Genomic DNA, 16,124 nt, shown 5'->3' on the forward strand with positions numbered 1-16,124 from the left:
GAAATCAACGGACTATTTTCCAAGCAGTCTCAAAAATAAAGAGGGTGCCCAAAAGTTTATACTTTTGGGACACCCTCTGTTTTTTGGCAAAGAATAAATGCCAAGCTTTGGACACCGAATGAATATCGCTGTGATAGGGTGCTTCTGCGTTAACTCACTCCCATGAATGTCAGCTCTTTCTTGAATTTCCGTTATACTGAATCCACCAAAGTAAAAAATGATAATATATGAGTGAGAATAAAGCGGGTATATATGGACTTTGAAAACTTAATTGATGATGGAAAGCCAGCACATAGACTATCCAGCCGATCATGCCGAATAGACTATAAAATATGCATTTCCTGATATAGTCAATACCTTCTGTCGGCCTTGTATCTGCAGCAAATGAATAGATAACTCCACCTAAAAAACTTGCGGGTACGGTTAGAGATAACATGGAAATGATACTTGTTATTACGAATGGTACCACAGCATCCATAAGTTTGTTCTTCATAAAGGTGACTTCCTTCCTGGCATTCCTCATCTTAATAATAATATAGATTGTAAAAAACAGTCCAAATTTAAACTTTGGACTGTTTGGTGTCATAATTCCAACTGCGGCGAAGTTCCTTTATAATCTGAGGCAACACTTTCAGGATGCGGTGGCGGAATGGCCAGCAGGAAATCGATGATTTCTTCAGCAGATTTGGAATCCAGAAATGCTCTCTGCGACTGGATGATCTTATTTAGCCTTTCACCATTTTTTTCAATCAATTCAGTTACTGCCTGATGGATGTTTCCTGGGTTCCTGCAAATGATGCCCAAATTGTTCCGTTGAGCAAAATCCGGGTTATCCTCTTCCTGCCCTGGCAACGCGCCTGTAAGGATCAATGGAGTATTCGCGGCAGTTGCTTCAAACATGACATTAGGGCTTGCGCGTGTAATCGCAATATCAGAAGAGATCAGGAGATCATCAATCTTGTCCGTGAACCCGAAAATCTCGACCTTATCTTGATAAAGCTGAAGAAGGGAGTTTTCAAGATTCCTTCGCAGCCTTTCGTTCCTTCCGGCGATGATTCTTACTTTGCACTCGAAATGCTCAAGTAATTTGAGGGCGATAGCCTTCATATTGCCTACCCCCTCTCCGCCGCTTATAAGAAGGAAGTGCAATTCCTGACCATTCTTATAAGCCAGCTTTTTCTGGGAGTCTTTCCTGAAAAAACGGGACCTGACCGGGAATCCCACCAACTTGATTTTATTGGGCGGGATTCCCAGGTGAAGACATTTCTCCATTGCCTCTTCTGTTGGGCTTATGATGAAATCTGCCCTTTTGTCTACCCATAATGGATAGATATTCACCAGATCAGCAACCAAAGTTAGAAAAGGAAGGCGAATCTGGTTCCTTTCAAGTATATTCAAAACAGATCCATTAAAATTAGGATGGACCGAAACGATACTATCCGGTTTTTCTTTTTTCAGCAAATCAAGAAACTGTTCTTGGATGAGCCCTTCAATCAGGTGGTTCAGCAGGGCGGGCCGAATCGAAGACAAGTTCCATAATAATTTCCATATAGGAGCCGCGTTTCTTGTGATAGGGCCATATGATTTTGCAGCACCATGGAGCAAAGGGCCCCCAAGCGAAAACGCATCGACAACATGAATTTCGAGATCCACCCTTTTTCCTGCCTTCTCGCAAAGCGCTTCGGTGATGCTTTTGTGACCGTGGCCAGTAAATTCGGATGAAAGAATGAGAACCTTTTTCTTCAATCAATCAGCCCCTTATTTTATTCCTTTCAGCAATAGATTAACAGGGAAGCATGAAAAAAGGTTCGGAGAGTTGTAAAAAGAAGGTAAATTTTCTGCGTGGAGTTTTGAATTTAGTTAACACATGGAGCATTTTGATGTTTTTAGCAAATGAAGATGAAACATTATAAGAATTTGGGGATTCGAATGTTTACTTGTCAGCCGGTTTCATCTTGATGATTTCCGGGCTGGTAAAAAACATGGGCAGGTTAATCCCGGCAATAGGTTACCAGGCAAAAAATCAGCAATTGCACACCATTAATACATTGCCATCCGGGTCTTCAAAGTTAAAGTAAGCAAAGTCGCCAATTCGCTCGATTTCTTTCACAACGTTGATATGAAGTTCTTTAATAAATCGATAAGCACCATCTATGTCTTTTACATAAAAATTAAACAACACATGCTTGGAAGGATTCAGTTCAAAACCTGGATCGAAGGTATGGTCATCCAATGTCAATCCGGTTTCGGAAGTAACTGGAATATTGAATACCGGCGATTCGACATCATTTGGATCGAACGGGAGGCCGAGCAGGCGGCAGTACCACTCAGAGGATTTCTTTAAGTCGCTAACATGGACAAAGACATTATTCACTTTACTGGCTAGTGGGGAAAAAGTTGTTTCCATTGATCACCCATCCTTTTCAATTATTACTTTAAACAGATTCGATAGAGTTCATGGAAATCCTTTAATTATCTATCGAATGTCTGACAAAAAAATCAAAACCTTTTCCAGGAAGCATCGTCTATTACTTTTGAAGGAGGAACGATTGTGGATGAGATGACGGCAGAATTAATGGAAATCGAGAGTGCAGATGAATTGATCGATGAAATCATGAATAAATATGGGCAGGAGATTTTACAGCTGGCATATTCCTATGTGAAAAATAAAGAAATTGCAGAAGACTTAACACAGGAGATTTTTGTCAAATGCTATAAATCTTTGCATACATACGAGGGAAAAGCGAAATTCCGGACATGGTTATGGCGGATCGCTGCCAACCATTGCAAGGATTACCTGAAAAGCTGGTATAACAGACATGTGATTCCAACGGATTATGAGCCGGCGTTCAATACTGTCCTGGGTGAGAGCATTGAGCAGGAAGTGATCCGGAATGAGGAAGATGACCAGCTTGCAGAAGCGGTCATGGATTTGCCAGTGAAGCATAGGGAAGTCATCTATCTTTTTTATTTTGAGGAACTGTCAATAAAAGAAATTTCAGCGGTGATCCAAGTGAAGGAAAATACCGTGAAGACAAGATTGAAGCGGGCAAAAGAACTCCTGAAAAAGAGATTGGAGGCTTAAGGATATGGAGAAGCGATTAAGAAAACTCCGAAATGCAATGGGAGAATCGACCTTCAAAGGGTTGGCTTTCTCGGACAGAATCCGCAAACAGGTCCATCAAGACATCCAAAAGCTGAATGAAAACGAGGAAGACATCACCATAGCCATCTTGCATCTTCTACATCATAGGAAGACGGGATACGAACTAATTTCATTATTGAGGGCGAGAGGAATCCGGAAATTTGAGGATCGCGAGGGTTCACTCTATACATTGCTTCATCAAATGGAGCAAAATCGTCTTCTTTCTGCAATTTGGGAGGATGACGCAAAACTTTATCAAATAAGCGATAGGGGCAGGAAATTAATCAGGAAAGCAGAAAAGAAAATTTCGACCCAACGCTATATTTCAAATGACCTTTTAGAGGAGTGACCGGGCAGTGAGCAGGAAAAAAGACCATTTCCTCCATGAGGTAACGAACCACATCCGATCGAAGGAAGCAAAGGAATTCGTTGCCACGGAATTGGAGCATCATTTAAAAGAAGTCAAAAAAGAATGGATGGAAAAAGGTTTGTGTGAAACAGAGGCAGAGGAAAAAGCGGTTATGCAAATGGGCAGTCCCGCGAAGCTTGGCAGGGAGTTAAACAAATTGCACCGTCCCCGGGTGGATTGGTGGCTCATCGGTTTGCTGATCATCACGATGGGATTGAGCTTTTTGCCGTTGTTCTCATTCGGTGATATCAATACGCAAAATGTTGTTCTGAGAAAGTCCGTGATTGTCTTATTGGGAGTTGTCGCCGCAGTTGGCATGATGTTTTATGATTATCGCAAATTGGCTTCCAAAGGCTGGCTGTTCTATTTCCTGGCGTTATTTGGACTGCTGCTAATCACGTTCTTTTCAAACTACAGGATCAACGGCGCACTGACCTTTGCTGTGGGACCGTTCAGATTGCAAAGTTTTATGGTCCTTCCATTCTTATATTTGGCATGGTCTTCGTTCTACAATGACATAAGATTGAAAATCTGGCACCTTCTCATATTATATTTGCTGCCGCTATACTTGATCGCACTCGTACCAGACCTTTCCACAATGGTGATTTACACCGCGATGGTGTATACCATGCTCTGGTGGAGCACCATCAGCAGAAAAAACGCCGTGAAAATAACCGTTGGAGCTGTCATTTTAGGAGCGGCACTCCTTTCCCTGGCATTGGCAACCGCCAAGGAATACCAGCTGGGAAGGCTTTACGCATTCATCGATGCAAAAAAGTATCCGAATACCTATGGGTATATGTATTTAAAATTACGAGAACAGCTTACTTCTGCAGGTTGGTTTGGTTCTATGGAGAATAGCCAGTCACTTCCAAACCAACATACAGACTTCGTTTTCGCAGGGCTAACCCATCAGTATGGATACGCGTTCGGGTTTGCCCTCTTGCTCATCCTATCTTTGTTCGCGGTCCGGATCCTGCTGATCACAAACCATGTCCAAAACCCATTCGGAAGACTGCTTCTAGTCGGAGGAATCACCCTTTACCTCGTCCAATTCGGATACAATATCGGCATGATCCTCGGCTGGCTGCCATTGACATCAATGTCACTGCCCTTCATCAGCTACGGATTGATGCCAACACTACTAAACGCCTTCATCATCGGAACCGTACTAAGCGTATCGAAGCACGGGGACGGTTCTCCTGCTTCATTCCAGTCTGCCAAACGGTGAAGCATGGGGACGATTCTCCTGCTTCATTCCGCCAACCAACTCAGAGCGTTTGATGTGTTTCATAAAAAAAGGAGTTCCGGTCCGGAACTCTCTTTTTTGTAATAAGAATTTGGTTAACAAATGGAAATGAAAAGGACTTTTTAATGCATTTATAGAAAGAAGTACTATAAAATTTCAGGATGGAAGGATAGAAGACTTTGCAAGGAATAACACCTAAACACATTGTCGCTGTTTCGGCTTTTGTCACAAACGAAAAGAATGAGGTTCTGTTAACAAGGGTTCAATGGAGGTTGGATACCTGGGAGATGCCAGGAGGACAAGCAGAAGAAGGTGAGGGACTTGATGCTGCGGTTTCAAGGGAAGTTTTTGAAGAAACCGGGGTGACGATAGAGCCAGTCGGTGTTACAGGAGTCTATTACAACACAACAAAACAAATTCTTTCCGTTGTCTTTAGGGCAAAATTCATTGGCGGGGAAATAATAGTGCCGCCAGAAGAAATTAAAGAAGCCAGATTTATTAAGTTAACAGAAGAGAATATTGGCGAATTCATAACACGTCCAAATATGAAGTCGAGGACGTTGGATGCAATGAACTCGAGCCAATTCGTTCCGTATGAAACCTGGGAAGTGAATCCATATAACATCATAACCAGGTTATGCTGAATCTTAATCTTTTACGGGTCAGAATAGCGGAGAGGAACCTAGTCGTTTTCGAGCAACAATCTAAAGGAGGGCTATGATGAAGAAGGTTGTAATTGGATTTAGCGGTGGAAAGGATTCGACTCTTGCATTATTTAAACTGCAGAAAAATACGGAATACGAGATTGATTCTTTGCTCGTGACTCTCACAGAAGGTGAGGAGTGTGTAACGAGTCATGGAGTACGATTCGAGATGCTTAAGCTTCAGTCCGAATCGCTGGGTCTTACATTAAGGGAGGTACGGTTACCAAGGAACTGTTCGAATGAAAAATATGAGGAAATGATGAAGGAAGCAATTTCGCAAATGAGGGATGACGGCGTCACCCAAATGGCATTCGGTGATATTCATTTGCAGGATATTCGGGAGTATAGAGAGAAAATGCTTTCGGAAACAGGTATGACAGCACTTTTTCCGCTATGGGGAATGTCTGTTGAGAAGGTGAGCAAAGAATTTATAAACATTGGATTCAAAACAATACTGACATGCATCGATCTGGATAAGCTGGACAAATCCTTCGCAGGAAGAGTGTATGACCAGGATTTTATACAAGATTATCCTAAAGATCATGATATATGCGGAGAATCCGGAGAGTTCCATTCCTTTGTCTTCGATGGTCCCAACTTTAAATTTCCGGTTCCATTTGAATTAGGCGAGCAAAAAATCACACCGGACTACTTCACCAAAAAGGATCGATTCCTTTGTATTGATTTAGTTCCTGTTTCAAGACGAAGGTAGAAGCTTGAGGAAAATGGGGGAAGGATGGATAGATAGCCATAAGCTGTATGCGTTCAGACTTTGGACCCGTTGCAAGGATTCAGATGGGTATCAGCCTAATGAGTGGATGGATAAGATGAATGCCGGTAGACAATGGTCAAGATCTTCCTCCTGGGGAACGTTGCAGTCACTAAAAGGCAGTGCTTGGATCAAAATGGAAAGAAGCATCCTTAGACGCTTCTTATGCTGGTAAAAATAGAAAATGGACATGACACCCATCTATTAACCAAAATAGCTGATGGTCACCTGGCCATTTCCGGCGCCAACGCCAGCTATATTGACTTGATTGTTTCCGTTATTTTTCGAACCGCCGCCCCCTCCGCCGCCAATAGAATTTCCTGTACCGCCAGCACCTCCGCCACTGAATCCTCCGCCACCGCCGCCTTCTTCAAAACCGCCACCGCCACCGCCGCCGAAGCCGCCATCCGATCCAGGAGTATAGCCGAGGCCGCCAGCGCCTCCATCATGTATCGATTGCCCGCCCTTTCCTAAGAAACTGCCGCCATCCCCTAGAGACCCTGGCAAAATCCCTGCTCCGCCGCCAGCCGAGAATTCAGCGCTGCCACCGCCTCTTCCGTTTGATCCCCCGATGCCCCCAGGATTTCCATCAGTGCCATTGCCAGTAATGGATGCGTTCACACCTGGGTTTGCTTCTACGGTACAGGCACCGCCGCCCCCTCCGGCGGCAACAAGAAGATTTAAAGGGGTGACAGGACCAGTACCACGCCAAACAAAAGAGCCACCCCCTCCGCCACCTAATTGAAAATCAGGATAAGCAGAAGGTTTTCCTGTTTGTCCCTGTTGGCCAACCAATATACTTAGGGTTTCACCAGGCGTCACCGGGAAGTCACCCTGAATGGAAGCGCCGAGTCCGTTTGCCGAAGTTCCAATTCCACCTGCAGCACCTATTGCCCGGATGGTTGCAGTCGTCACACCCGACGGGACAGTAGTGGTTTCCACGGCCCCTGTATAAGTGAATATTTGGAATGCGGGTGATGCCGCTAACGGAACCAGATGGTCCAACAAATTTTCAAATCTCATATCCAGCAGCATTTCCTTTTTTATGACATCTCGGAGAGTTCTTTGGACACTGGATTGAACATTGATAAGATCCGCTACAGAGACATCAGCGGGGAACCGAGACACCTGTGAACCTGTTAATGTCCCCAGAGTGAATTGAAGCTTTTCCGCCTCAGCATTCATAATGTAAGCAAGCGCTAATTCTTCAAAAGCAATCGAACTTAGAAGCAAGGGAACTGTTTGTCTGACAGTAACGGAAACCAAGGGTGTAATATTGGGTATATTTGAAAAAGACAATGAAATTGCTCCTTCCTATTTTTGTGGAAATATAGCTCTCTATAGCTTATTCACCGAATGAGTGAAGGTCCTGGTTTTGCGCCTATGTGACAAAGAGATCTAAGCAATGAACCCGCCCATTTCATTTCGTCATTATTAGCAAATGCTATAACTATAATATTGAAATTCGGATTGAGGTTTTTCGGAGACACGTTGCTTTTAAATTTTGGCTGTGTTAAAGCTGAATGTTGTTTTAAAGAGTTGATTGGAACGGAAGGGCCTGACGTCCCGCGGAAAGCATGTCCCTGGAGTGGAAATCAACCCCCAGGTTTATCTGAGCCTAAATTTTAAAAAAGTTGTAAAGAGGAGACGACGAATAGAGGCTTCTTTCGTACTTTGTAAAAAAGAGTTGAGGCATTCAACAGCTATTGAGCTGAAAATGAACCGGAAAGAAGTTTCAAATCATATTGGATAGAGTAGCTGTCCGGATAAAATCACAAACGCAAATACCGGTACAATCGACTTACAGTAGATAAATAAAAGTCTAAGATTGTTTTAACTATAGTTATGGAATCCTTACTTCAATGCAGGAAGTAAGCGTTTATTGTTGAATAAATAAATCTATAAAATAAATGACTAGAAAAATAAGTGTTTCCGAAATGGCAGGCTAAAGTAAACACGATAATCCGAATCTTACATTCATTTATACCGTAGGATCTTAAAAGGGGGTGTAGGTATTGTCAAATAAGGATAAAAAAACGAAATCGAAAATTTTTATCATTGTTATATTGATCATGTCAGGACTTTTAATGACTGCTTGCTCAAAATCAGAAGACAGGAATAAAGAAGCAATTAAAAAAGTTCTTGAGCATCAGTTTACTGGTCCTGATGAGAAATTTATGGAGCTAATGCAGAATCCTAAATATAGGACTGTTGTTAAAAATAAAGAAGAAAACAAAGAATTTGATCAGTATGTGGCAGAGATATACGGACCATACTTTACAGATCCTGGTCTCCAAGCCTTCATAGCCGTATTTGCTGCTCAATACCAAACTTTTGCCTATAATGCTGGTTATACGTTACGCTTTAAGGGTGTCACGGCTGAGCAAAATGAGAATAACCCAAATCTTTATACCTTTTCAGCAAGGGTTGGTTATCAGAAAAGTGGAGAAGAAGAAAAAACTGCGAATATAGAAGGGAGAGCTTATTTCTCTGCAAAAGAAGAAGGCAAAATTGGGAAATTCGAATACGTAAACGACGAAGGTTTGTCGGATAAATTGAGAGAATAACAAATTGACAACGACTATATTTCGCGAACAGTTGTATTAACACATAAAGGGACTGAAACACGTAAGCTTTTATATACTCTTTTTTCATACGAAATCCTGTTGTTTTTATCGTTTAGTATGGCTGTTTTCGTAAACTTTGCTGCTTTTCCATATAGGGTTGTTGTACACTTCAGGCTGTTCGCTTTCCGCGGGGCGCGAGTTGCCCTCCTAGGCGCAAAACGCCTGTGGGTTCCCGCTGATTCCGCCGGAGTCTCGCACCTTCCGTTCCAATCAATCTTTTCGAAAACGATTTGTTTTTCTTGAAATTGATTCAGAAAAGCAATTATCTGCCAATAATAGATACAGCGTATCTTTACGTTGGACCCGTATTGGGTCCTTTACAAAACACTTATCATGACGTTATAAGAAAAATAAAAAAGAAGCTGCCTCGGCAGCTTCCGCATCCCCAAATTTCACTCTCCGTCAAGCATCCTGAAGACTCCGCCAAGGACGCTTCCTTCTCCTTTATTTTGTCCGCCTCCTTGTGGAGCCGCTGCGAATACACGGCTTGCAAGGCGACTGAACGGCAATGATTGGACCCAAACTGTACCCGGTCCCCTCAAGGTCGCAAAGAAGAGGCCTTCACCGCCAAACAGGGCAGTCTTGATGCCTTTCACCATTTCAATGCTGTAATCGACTGTGCTTGTCATCGCGACAAGGCAGCCTGTGTCCACTTTGATCAGCTGGCCAGCTTCCAGCTCCACCTTATGTATCGTTCCGCCAGCATGTACAAAGGCCAGCCCGTCTCCTTCCAGTTTTTGCATGATGAACCCTTCGCCTCCAAAGAATCCTGCCCCAAGCTTGCGCTGGAATTCCACGCCGACCGAAACGCCTTTAGCGGCTGCGAGAAAAGCATCCTTCTGGCAAATGATTTTTCCACCGAGCTCGTCCAAATCCATTGGAATGATTTTTCCGGGATATGGTGAGGCAAAAGAAACATGCCGCTTTCCGCTTCCTGCGTTTGTGAAGGTTGTCATGAATAAGCTTTCGCCAGTCAGCATCCGTTTTCCGGCCCCCAGCAATTTACCCATCATTCCGCCTCCACCATGTGAACCATCGCCAAAAATGGTTTCCATATGGATTTGGTCGTCCATCATCATTAAACTGCCTGCTTCAGAAACGACCGTTTCATTCGGATCCAGTTCTATCTCAACGAACTGCATATCATCTCCGTAAATTTTATAATCAATTTCATGGTTCCTCATTGGCAATCCCTCCATATTCAATCTACATTCATTGTACAACTTTTCAGGCTGGAATGGATAATTAAAGGAGGATATCCGGGCTTTCGGTGCTACGAAAATCAGGGTCCTGCAGAATGGGGAAGCACCAACGAAGATCTTTATCCATAACATTCGCAAAAAAGTGATCCAATCCTTTGGTCGGAAGCCTGGATGGCTAAAGAAGTCCTGCTTAGTATCGGCGGGAAAAAATTTTCCCATCACTGTCAATCTACTTCTCTTTGCCTAAAGACTAAGTTCTTAACCGCAGCCTTTTCCAAGCAATGTAACTGCACCCGGCATGAACGGGGGGATAAATGATAGAATATTGATATCGTTTATCGGATTCGCTGCAGGGTAATGCTAATTAAGAAATTTCTTAGGAAGAGGGATCAGCTTGAATAAAACAAGGAAGGACCTGAAAAAAACGCTTTTGCCTATCTTGCTTCTTTTAACAGGCATCGGCACGGCCCTTGTTTTCATCTATTTATTCGCAGAGCTTGCAGAGGAAGTAATCGAATCGGAAGTCCAGGCTTTTGATACAGCCATCATCAATCTTCTGCAAAGCGGCAATAGTCAGCTGCAATACCAGATCATGTTTTTCATCACTGAACTGGGATCGGTATGGTTTTTATCACTGCTCTCACTCTTGACCGTCCTGTATCTGTGGATTAAACCCAAAGATAAATGGGGAATCCTGTTTTTTATCCTGAATATCGCAGGCGGGGGCCTCCTGACAAAAGTACTGAAACATTATTTTGGAAGGGAACGGCCATCGATAAATGAAGAAATAGACGCGATCGGCTACAGTTTTCCCAGCGGCCATTCGATGGGCTCTTTGCTGTTTTACGGATTTATTGCCTACATCATCATTCGTTCTGCAGCGAAAAAACCCATTAAATGGACGGCAGTTATCCTGGCATTTCTTTTAGTCTTTTTGATTGGGACAAGCCGGATTTATTTGGGAGCGCATTTTCCCAGTGACGTCATCGCTGGCCATTTGGCAGGCGGAATCTGGCTGATTCTCTGTATTCTCGCGTTGGAATGGGTGAAATGGCAAAGCGCGAATTCAATGAACCCCTTCAGAACATTTCTTCATTTCCTGGAACAGAGGTTCAAATGACAGTAGATGAGTGGTAGAAGGAACATTGAATTATGAAACGAATACAAAAAGATAGAAACACCTTACAATTGGGCGTGAGGTTCACAGCTTCAATGTTATCTTCCGCTTCTTATATGAATAAGGTTAATAGTTCAGTGGAGTTAGTTTGAGGTTAACTTCGTGGTGAAAGACAAAAATGAAGACATCGCTGAAAAAGGCTATTAAAAACATGAGCGGGATCTGCCCGGAGACTCCCTTTCTCAATTCATTTGTTCCAAGCTTTTATCAATCGCTGAAATCGTGGATTCGATGTCTTCAAAGGTTTGAACCTCGTCAGTAACCAAGTGGGTGACATGGAAGCGTCTGTCTTTATGGTTGACTGACAACAGCGCATATTTGTCTTTTGTGTAGAAGGTTAGGTTTATGTCACAGCGAGGATGCTGGCGTAAAGTGTTCAACATGATTTTTGTATATTCAGAGGACATGGCTGATATCTCCCTTCAATACGGGGAGGCCTGCTTCAAGGCTCCCATTGTGAAATATATTCATATGAATATCATACCATTTCGAAATTTGTTGTTATATAGGATATATTGGCTAAAAATAGCAAAACCTGACGGTAACGAAAGCCTCTATTTAATTGGGAAAACTTCCAGCCATGTGTTTATATAAACTAAAAGGCAGCCAGCGCTGCCCTTAAGTGTTTTTTCATTCAATTTTTAATACTTTTCCTGTTTTAGCGTCCACTTGGAAATCCCCCGTTCCCCCATTGGAGGTCTCGGCTGTTAAGCTGCTAGCCTTAAGGGATGATATGGACAAAGAGGGGAGGGACTGCTCTCAACAGAGTCGTCCACTTGAATTTTAAATTGTCACCATATCCTTACCGACCCATTCAACAATTCTCTTAAATGCATCCTGTGCATCTTTGTACCCTTGCTCGTACAAGTGCGTAAGCTTGACCGGATCACGTTCGACACGGCCAACGCTATAATCTTCTGATGGCCTGATGACAATGACATCCTTCTTTGCTTCAAGCTCTTCAATGTATTCAAGCGTTTCGTTGTAAAATTTATAGCGGTTTTCAAGGGCGGTTGTTAAGCCACGGTACTGTTTATAGGCATATCTGGGAACCCATGAAAAAGAGGATTTCTTTTTTCTGAACCCTTTAGGCTTCGTCAGGACAATGATGTTTTTTTCCACATGATCATCCATTGCCTTCCTGATCGGGATGGGATCGGCAATCCCGCCATCCATCAGGGTCATCCCATGGAATTCAATGGCAGGTGCCATGAACGGCAGGGTGCTCGACGCCCTGATAATCTGCAGAATCTCATCAGGGAACTCATTTTTGTCAAAATACACTGGTTGGCCTGTAAGGCAATCAGTCGTTCCGATGAGGAATTTTTCCGGCGAATGTTTAAACGTTTGGAAATCGAAAGGGACAAGCTCATTCGGGATTTTGTCAAAAATGAAATCCATTCCGAATAGCTGTTTTTTAAGAAAAAGATTGCGGTAAGAAAGATAATCGCGGTGATTCACGTAATCGATGGTCACCTGGCGATTGCGCCCCGGCTGCCTTGAAACATATGAAGCAGCATTGCAGGCACCCGCAGATACACCAATGATATAGGGAAAGAACAGGTTATTGTCCATGAAGTATTCCAATACACCGGCAGTGTAGACACCTCTCATTCCTCCGCCTTCAAGCACAAGACCGCTGCTATACATTGAAGATTCCTCCCGTTACATGCAAATTTTTACCATTAAAAACAGTCTAGCACAGGATAGCAGGATTGTTTACCCATCTGTTTCAATCGGGGATTAATAACAATTCAGAAGAAACAAGCAAAAATGGTATAATGAAAGAACATATATTTGCACGTATTTAAAGTTCAATAAGACAGGTGATTTTTAGTGAACTACTTTCGAGAACAGGACCTATGGAGCCATCATTTTTATTTGCCGAAAAGCCTGATGCTTGATGAACAATTTCAGGACCTTTCCGCTGAAGCAAAAATCGCATGGTCTATCCTTTATGATTTGCAAACATTTTTTTATCAGGCTGGATGGATAGAGCCGGAGTCAGGAAGGGTTTACTTTTACCATCCGCAAAGGTTTCTTGACCAGATCAGTAAGGACGTCATCAATCTGGAACTGCTGAAGGAACTGCACCGATTCCGCCTGATTGATTACAGCACCACAGAAATCCCGAAACTGGTGAGGTATTATCTGATCAAACCGAACATGGATGAGAGCAGGATCCATCATTCTCGCCAGGATCAGGAGAAATTAATCAGGAAAATGGATGAATATATCACCTCCCTGACAGCAAAGGAGCCTGAGGAACTTCCCAAAGACGTTATTCGCAAGAAGAATGCCGACATGTTAAAGGCATTTATCAGGAAACATAACCTGAAGCACGATGACCTTGTCAGCGAGCTTTACACTGTCTGCATCATGCAAAATCCGAAAAAATTGCTGACGATGGATTATATAAGCGAGGCTTACCAGAATATCATCAATACTTCCAGCATTAACGAAATGCCGAAAGAATCCACTGATGGGGATTATGACGAGGAAAAAATCGCAGCATTGAATTACATGAAGAATGGCCAGCGCATTTTCGATCAGTCGCTGATCCGGCTGTTCAACGATGATACACTGCTGATCATGTACAAGCATTTCGACCTGGTCGAATATTTGCATTATGCTAACCGATTCTCGCTTTCGATCCTGTCACAGCAGAAGACGCATTTGAAATTGACGATGGACCGTTTTAATATGCTATTGGATCAGTCTTTCAGCCTTTATGACGTTGAAAACGGAGAAATGGCAGGATTCCATACTTTTTTTGAAAAAATAGTAGAAAACCAGTATATTTTTGAGAGGGAACAAAAACTTCAGGATGAAGTCACCCATAAACTATTCGCTTTGCCGGATCATTTGAAAGAGTTTACTTACAAGGAAATGAAGAAAGCCCTTGAGCATTTTCCTGAGCGATATGAACTGGTCGTCAACAATTTGCGGGTGATCAATACCATCTATCAGGACCAGGAAGGGCAGCTGCCTGATACGATTTTTGAAAAAGCATTCCGTCGGTTGTTCATGAAGGACCAGGAAATCTATAGTGTTAATGGTTTCTTTAAAAATGCGATAGTCTGGATCCAGGAAGATGAAAGCAAGCCGAAGAAGGCTCGAAAGCAGGAAAATAGGGAAAAAGACGAGAAGAAGGATTATTCTAAACAAGAGTGGCTGGAAAAACTGGTGAATATGAAAGAAACCGAAGGATCAATCGCTAACTTATCCGAAGAGGAAAAAGAAGAGTACGAGAGAATGGGCGAAGAGTTGGAAGAACTGCTCAAAGATTTAGAGGACTGAAAGGATAGAGGTGAAGATTCGTGAAAAGCTTGAAGGATGTCTTGAACGAAGGCTTCGGCAATACAAGATTCAGCCAGCGCGTACTGGAAACAAAGCTGTGCCCGCATGGGAACGAGACGCTGGAATTGCGGGAGACGACCAAGATTGCAAAGGACGGAACAAAAACAGTCCACACACAATGGACAGAATGCCTATGCGACGTGGCGAAACAGGCACAGGCAGAATACCTCCAGATGAAGGTCCAGAAATATGACCGCTACACAACACAGAATCCGGACCTGGAACATGCGACCCTCCGGAATTTTGATTACTCTGCAGACAAATCGCAAGTCGAAGCGCTGAAAAAATCACTGGACTATGTAAAGAATTTCAATCCCGAAAAAGGAAGAAAGCTTTATTTTTACGGTGATGTAGGAGTAGGGAAAAGCCATCTGGCCATCGCAATCCATAAAGAAATCAAGAAGAAAGGCTTCCATTCCATCTATCTGGAAATGGATAAGATCATGCGGATCATCAAGGACACATGGTCAAAAAACAGCGAAGAAACTGAAGGAGAATTCCTAAAGGTCCTTCAGGAGGTCGACCTTCTGGTAATCGATGACCTTGGCGCTGAATTCAACAACCAGTGGGTCCAGGAAAGGCTGTTCTCCATCCTGAACAGCCGGATGGGCAAGAACACGATCTTCACAAGCAATATCGACCTGCTTGACCTCGAAGGAACATATTCAAAGCGAATTGTCGACCGTATCCTCGATCGGCTCGACTATGAAGATTATATCAAAATCGAACTGACGACAAGCTACCGCCGCAAGAAGCTGATGCAGCAACTGTTGAAAGATCGTGAAAATCAAGGGGAAGAATAATGCTCACCTGAAAACGCTGTTGGGATTCAACAGCGTTTTTTGTGTCATTCATCGTCTAAAGGGAATAAAGGCGAAAAGCTGCGAATGATACTAAGTTAACCGATCAAAAATGCGAGAATGGCATCTCCGCGATTCCCCAAAACCGCCCCCAGGTCCAGAAAGTGAAAGGGATGCTTTTACACTCGGCAGCGCGCTCATCCAAGCTCGGAAATAATGCCCTTTGTTCGCAAAGCATCAGTCATCGCCTATCTCAATCAACAGACAAGAGCCAATTCACTCACACATACATTCATGATTAAGGCATTTTCTTTGTGCGTGGTCTATTCACAGAAGCTAATTCAGTGTCCTGGGGGAGTACGGGAGAGGGATCCGGAAACGCAAAACGGAGAAGAGGCACCCCGGCACGACCGCGGAAAGCGGCCGACTAAAACCGCCGCGCCCTGCGGCAAAGCCGGCACTAAGACTTTCTGTCCGTTGAAGCTCTGAAGTGGAAACCAACAGTCAAATTTACCATAGCCTTAAAAATTAGGCTCTTGTATCAGTAGCAAAGCCCGCCTAGCCTACATAAATTGATTGGGAGTATTTATAAATTCCATTGCAGCCACATGAGATACAGAAGTTTGTTGATGTACGCTCAATGGGTATGTAGCTTGGCTTCTGCCCTTTTTAAAAAAGATAG

The 16,124-nt window shown here is 43.2% G+C and carries 16 protein-coding genes; 9 read left to right on the forward strand and 7 right to left on the reverse strand.

Annotated features, from left to right (window positions below; all coding sequences use genetic code 11):
• Positions 1 to 169: 169 nt before the first annotated feature.
• The 3 genes from JJQ88_RS13705 to JJQ88_RS13715 all read right to left on the reverse strand — a co-directional run bounded on the left by JJQ88_RS13705 (position 170) and on the right by JJQ88_RS13715 (position 2,407).
• Entirely contained in the window at positions 170 to 493 is a 324-nt protein-coding gene (locus JJQ88_RS13705) for a hypothetical protein (RefSeq protein WP_210366615.1), read from the reverse strand.
• Between the two features lie 89 nt (positions 494 to 582).
• Positions 583 to 1,746, reverse strand: coding sequence for an MGDG synthase family glycosyltransferase (locus tag JJQ88_RS13710; protein ID WP_210366616.1), 1,164 nt, complete (start codon positions 1,744 to 1,746; stop codon positions 583 to 585).
• A gap of 277 nt (positions 1,747 to 2,023) precedes the next feature.
• Positions 2,024 to 2,407, reverse strand: a complete 384-nt coding sequence (locus tag JJQ88_RS13715; RefSeq protein WP_210366617.1) for a VOC family protein — start codon at positions 2,405 to 2,407, stop codon at positions 2,024 to 2,026.
• Between the two features lie 144 nt (positions 2,408 to 2,551).
• Between JJQ88_RS13715 and JJQ88_RS13720 the strand changes: the two genes are divergently transcribed.
• From JJQ88_RS13720 to JJQ88_RS13740, 5 genes are all read left to right on the forward strand, one after another.
• Positions 2,552 to 3,085, forward strand: coding sequence for a sigma-70 family RNA polymerase sigma factor (locus tag JJQ88_RS13720; protein ID WP_210366618.1), 534 nt, complete (start codon positions 2,552 to 2,554; stop codon positions 3,083 to 3,085).
• Between the two features lie 4 nt (positions 3,086 to 3,089).
• Positions 3,090 to 3,494, forward strand: coding sequence for a PadR family transcriptional regulator (locus tag JJQ88_RS13725; protein WP_210366619.1), 405 nt, complete (start codon positions 3,090 to 3,092; stop codon positions 3,492 to 3,494).
• A gap of 7 nt (positions 3,495 to 3,501) precedes the next feature.
• A complete protein-coding gene (locus tag JJQ88_RS13730; RefSeq protein WP_210366620.1) occupies positions 3,502 to 4,785 on the forward strand; it encodes an FtsW/RodA/SpoVE family cell cycle protein in 1,284 nt (427 codons plus the stop codon).
• A 197-nt stretch (positions 4,786 to 4,982) separates the two neighbouring features.
• Positions 4,983 to 5,447: an NUDIX hydrolase gene (locus JJQ88_RS13735; RefSeq protein ID WP_210366621.1), complete on the forward strand. Its 465-nt coding sequence runs from the start codon at positions 4,983 to 4,985 to the stop codon at positions 5,445 to 5,447.
• A gap of 76 nt (positions 5,448 to 5,523) precedes the next feature.
• Positions 5,524 to 6,219, forward strand: a complete 696-nt coding sequence (locus JJQ88_RS13740) for a Dph6-related ATP pyrophosphatase (RefSeq protein ID WP_210366622.1) — start codon at positions 5,524 to 5,526, stop codon at positions 6,217 to 6,219.
• 261 nt (positions 6,220 to 6,480) lie between these two features.
• Here the strand turns inward: JJQ88_RS13740 and JJQ88_RS13745 are convergent, their stop codons facing one another.
• Positions 6,481 to 7,575 (reverse strand): alpha-helical endospore appendage domain-containing protein, encoded by a 1,095-nt coding sequence (locus tag JJQ88_RS13745; RefSeq protein WP_210366701.1) that lies wholly within the window; start codon positions 7,573 to 7,575, stop codon positions 6,481 to 6,483.
• Between the two features lie 716 nt (positions 7,576 to 8,291).
• Here JJQ88_RS13745 and JJQ88_RS13750 point away from each other — a divergent pair.
• Complete coding sequence (locus JJQ88_RS13750; protein ID WP_210366623.1) at positions 8,292 to 8,843, forward strand: hypothetical protein; 552 nt, start codon at positions 8,292 to 8,294, stop codon at positions 8,841 to 8,843.
• Positions 8,844 to 9,295: 452 nt separating this feature from the next.
• On the opposite strand, the gene JJQ88_RS13755 is transcribed toward JJQ88_RS13750, so the two are convergent.
• The gene (locus JJQ88_RS13755) at positions 9,296 to 10,087 is read right to left on the reverse strand and encodes a TIGR00266 family protein (protein WP_210366624.1); all 792 of its coding nucleotides are present in this window, start codon (positions 10,085 to 10,087) and stop codon (positions 9,296 to 9,298) included.
• Positions 10,088 to 10,499: 412 nt separating this feature from the next.
• On the opposite strand from JJQ88_RS13755, the gene JJQ88_RS13760 reads away from it, so the two are divergent.
• Entirely contained in the window at positions 10,500 to 11,225 is a 726-nt protein-coding gene (locus JJQ88_RS13760) for a phosphatase PAP2 family protein (protein ID WP_210366625.1), read from the forward strand.
• Positions 11,226 to 11,464: 239 nt separating this feature from the next.
• Here the strand turns inward: JJQ88_RS13760 and JJQ88_RS13765 are convergent, their stop codons facing one another.
• Both JJQ88_RS13765 and JJQ88_RS13775 read right to left on the reverse strand, forming a co-directional pair.
• Positions 11,465 to 11,689, reverse strand: a complete 225-nt coding sequence (locus JJQ88_RS13765) for a hypothetical protein (RefSeq protein WP_210366626.1) — start codon at positions 11,687 to 11,689, stop codon at positions 11,465 to 11,467.
• Positions 11,690 to 12,065: 376 nt separating this feature from the next.
• Entirely contained in the window at positions 12,066 to 12,932 is an 867-nt protein-coding gene (locus tag JJQ88_RS13775) for a patatin-like phospholipase family protein (protein WP_210366628.1), read from the reverse strand.
• A gap of 186 nt (positions 12,933 to 13,118) precedes the next feature.
• Between JJQ88_RS13775 and JJQ88_RS13780 the strand changes: the two genes are divergently transcribed.
• Together JJQ88_RS13780 and JJQ88_RS13785 are read left to right on the forward strand one after the other, a co-directional pair.
• Positions 13,119 to 14,582, forward strand: coding sequence for a replication initiator protein A (locus tag JJQ88_RS13780; protein ID WP_210366629.1), 1,464 nt, complete (start codon positions 13,119 to 13,121; stop codon positions 14,580 to 14,582).
• A gap of 20 nt (positions 14,583 to 14,602) precedes the next feature.
• On the forward strand, positions 14,603 to 15,445 hold the full coding sequence (locus JJQ88_RS13785) for an ATP-binding protein (RefSeq protein ID WP_210366630.1): 843 nt from the start codon (positions 14,603 to 14,605) through the stop codon (positions 15,443 to 15,445).
• Positions 15,446 to 16,124: the final 679 nt, after the last annotated feature.

Origin of the sequence: Bacillus sp. REN3 (assembly GCF_017912555.1) — a bacterium.
Taxonomy (GTDB): Bacteria; Bacillota; Bacilli; order Bacillales; family Cytobacillaceae; genus Mesobacillus.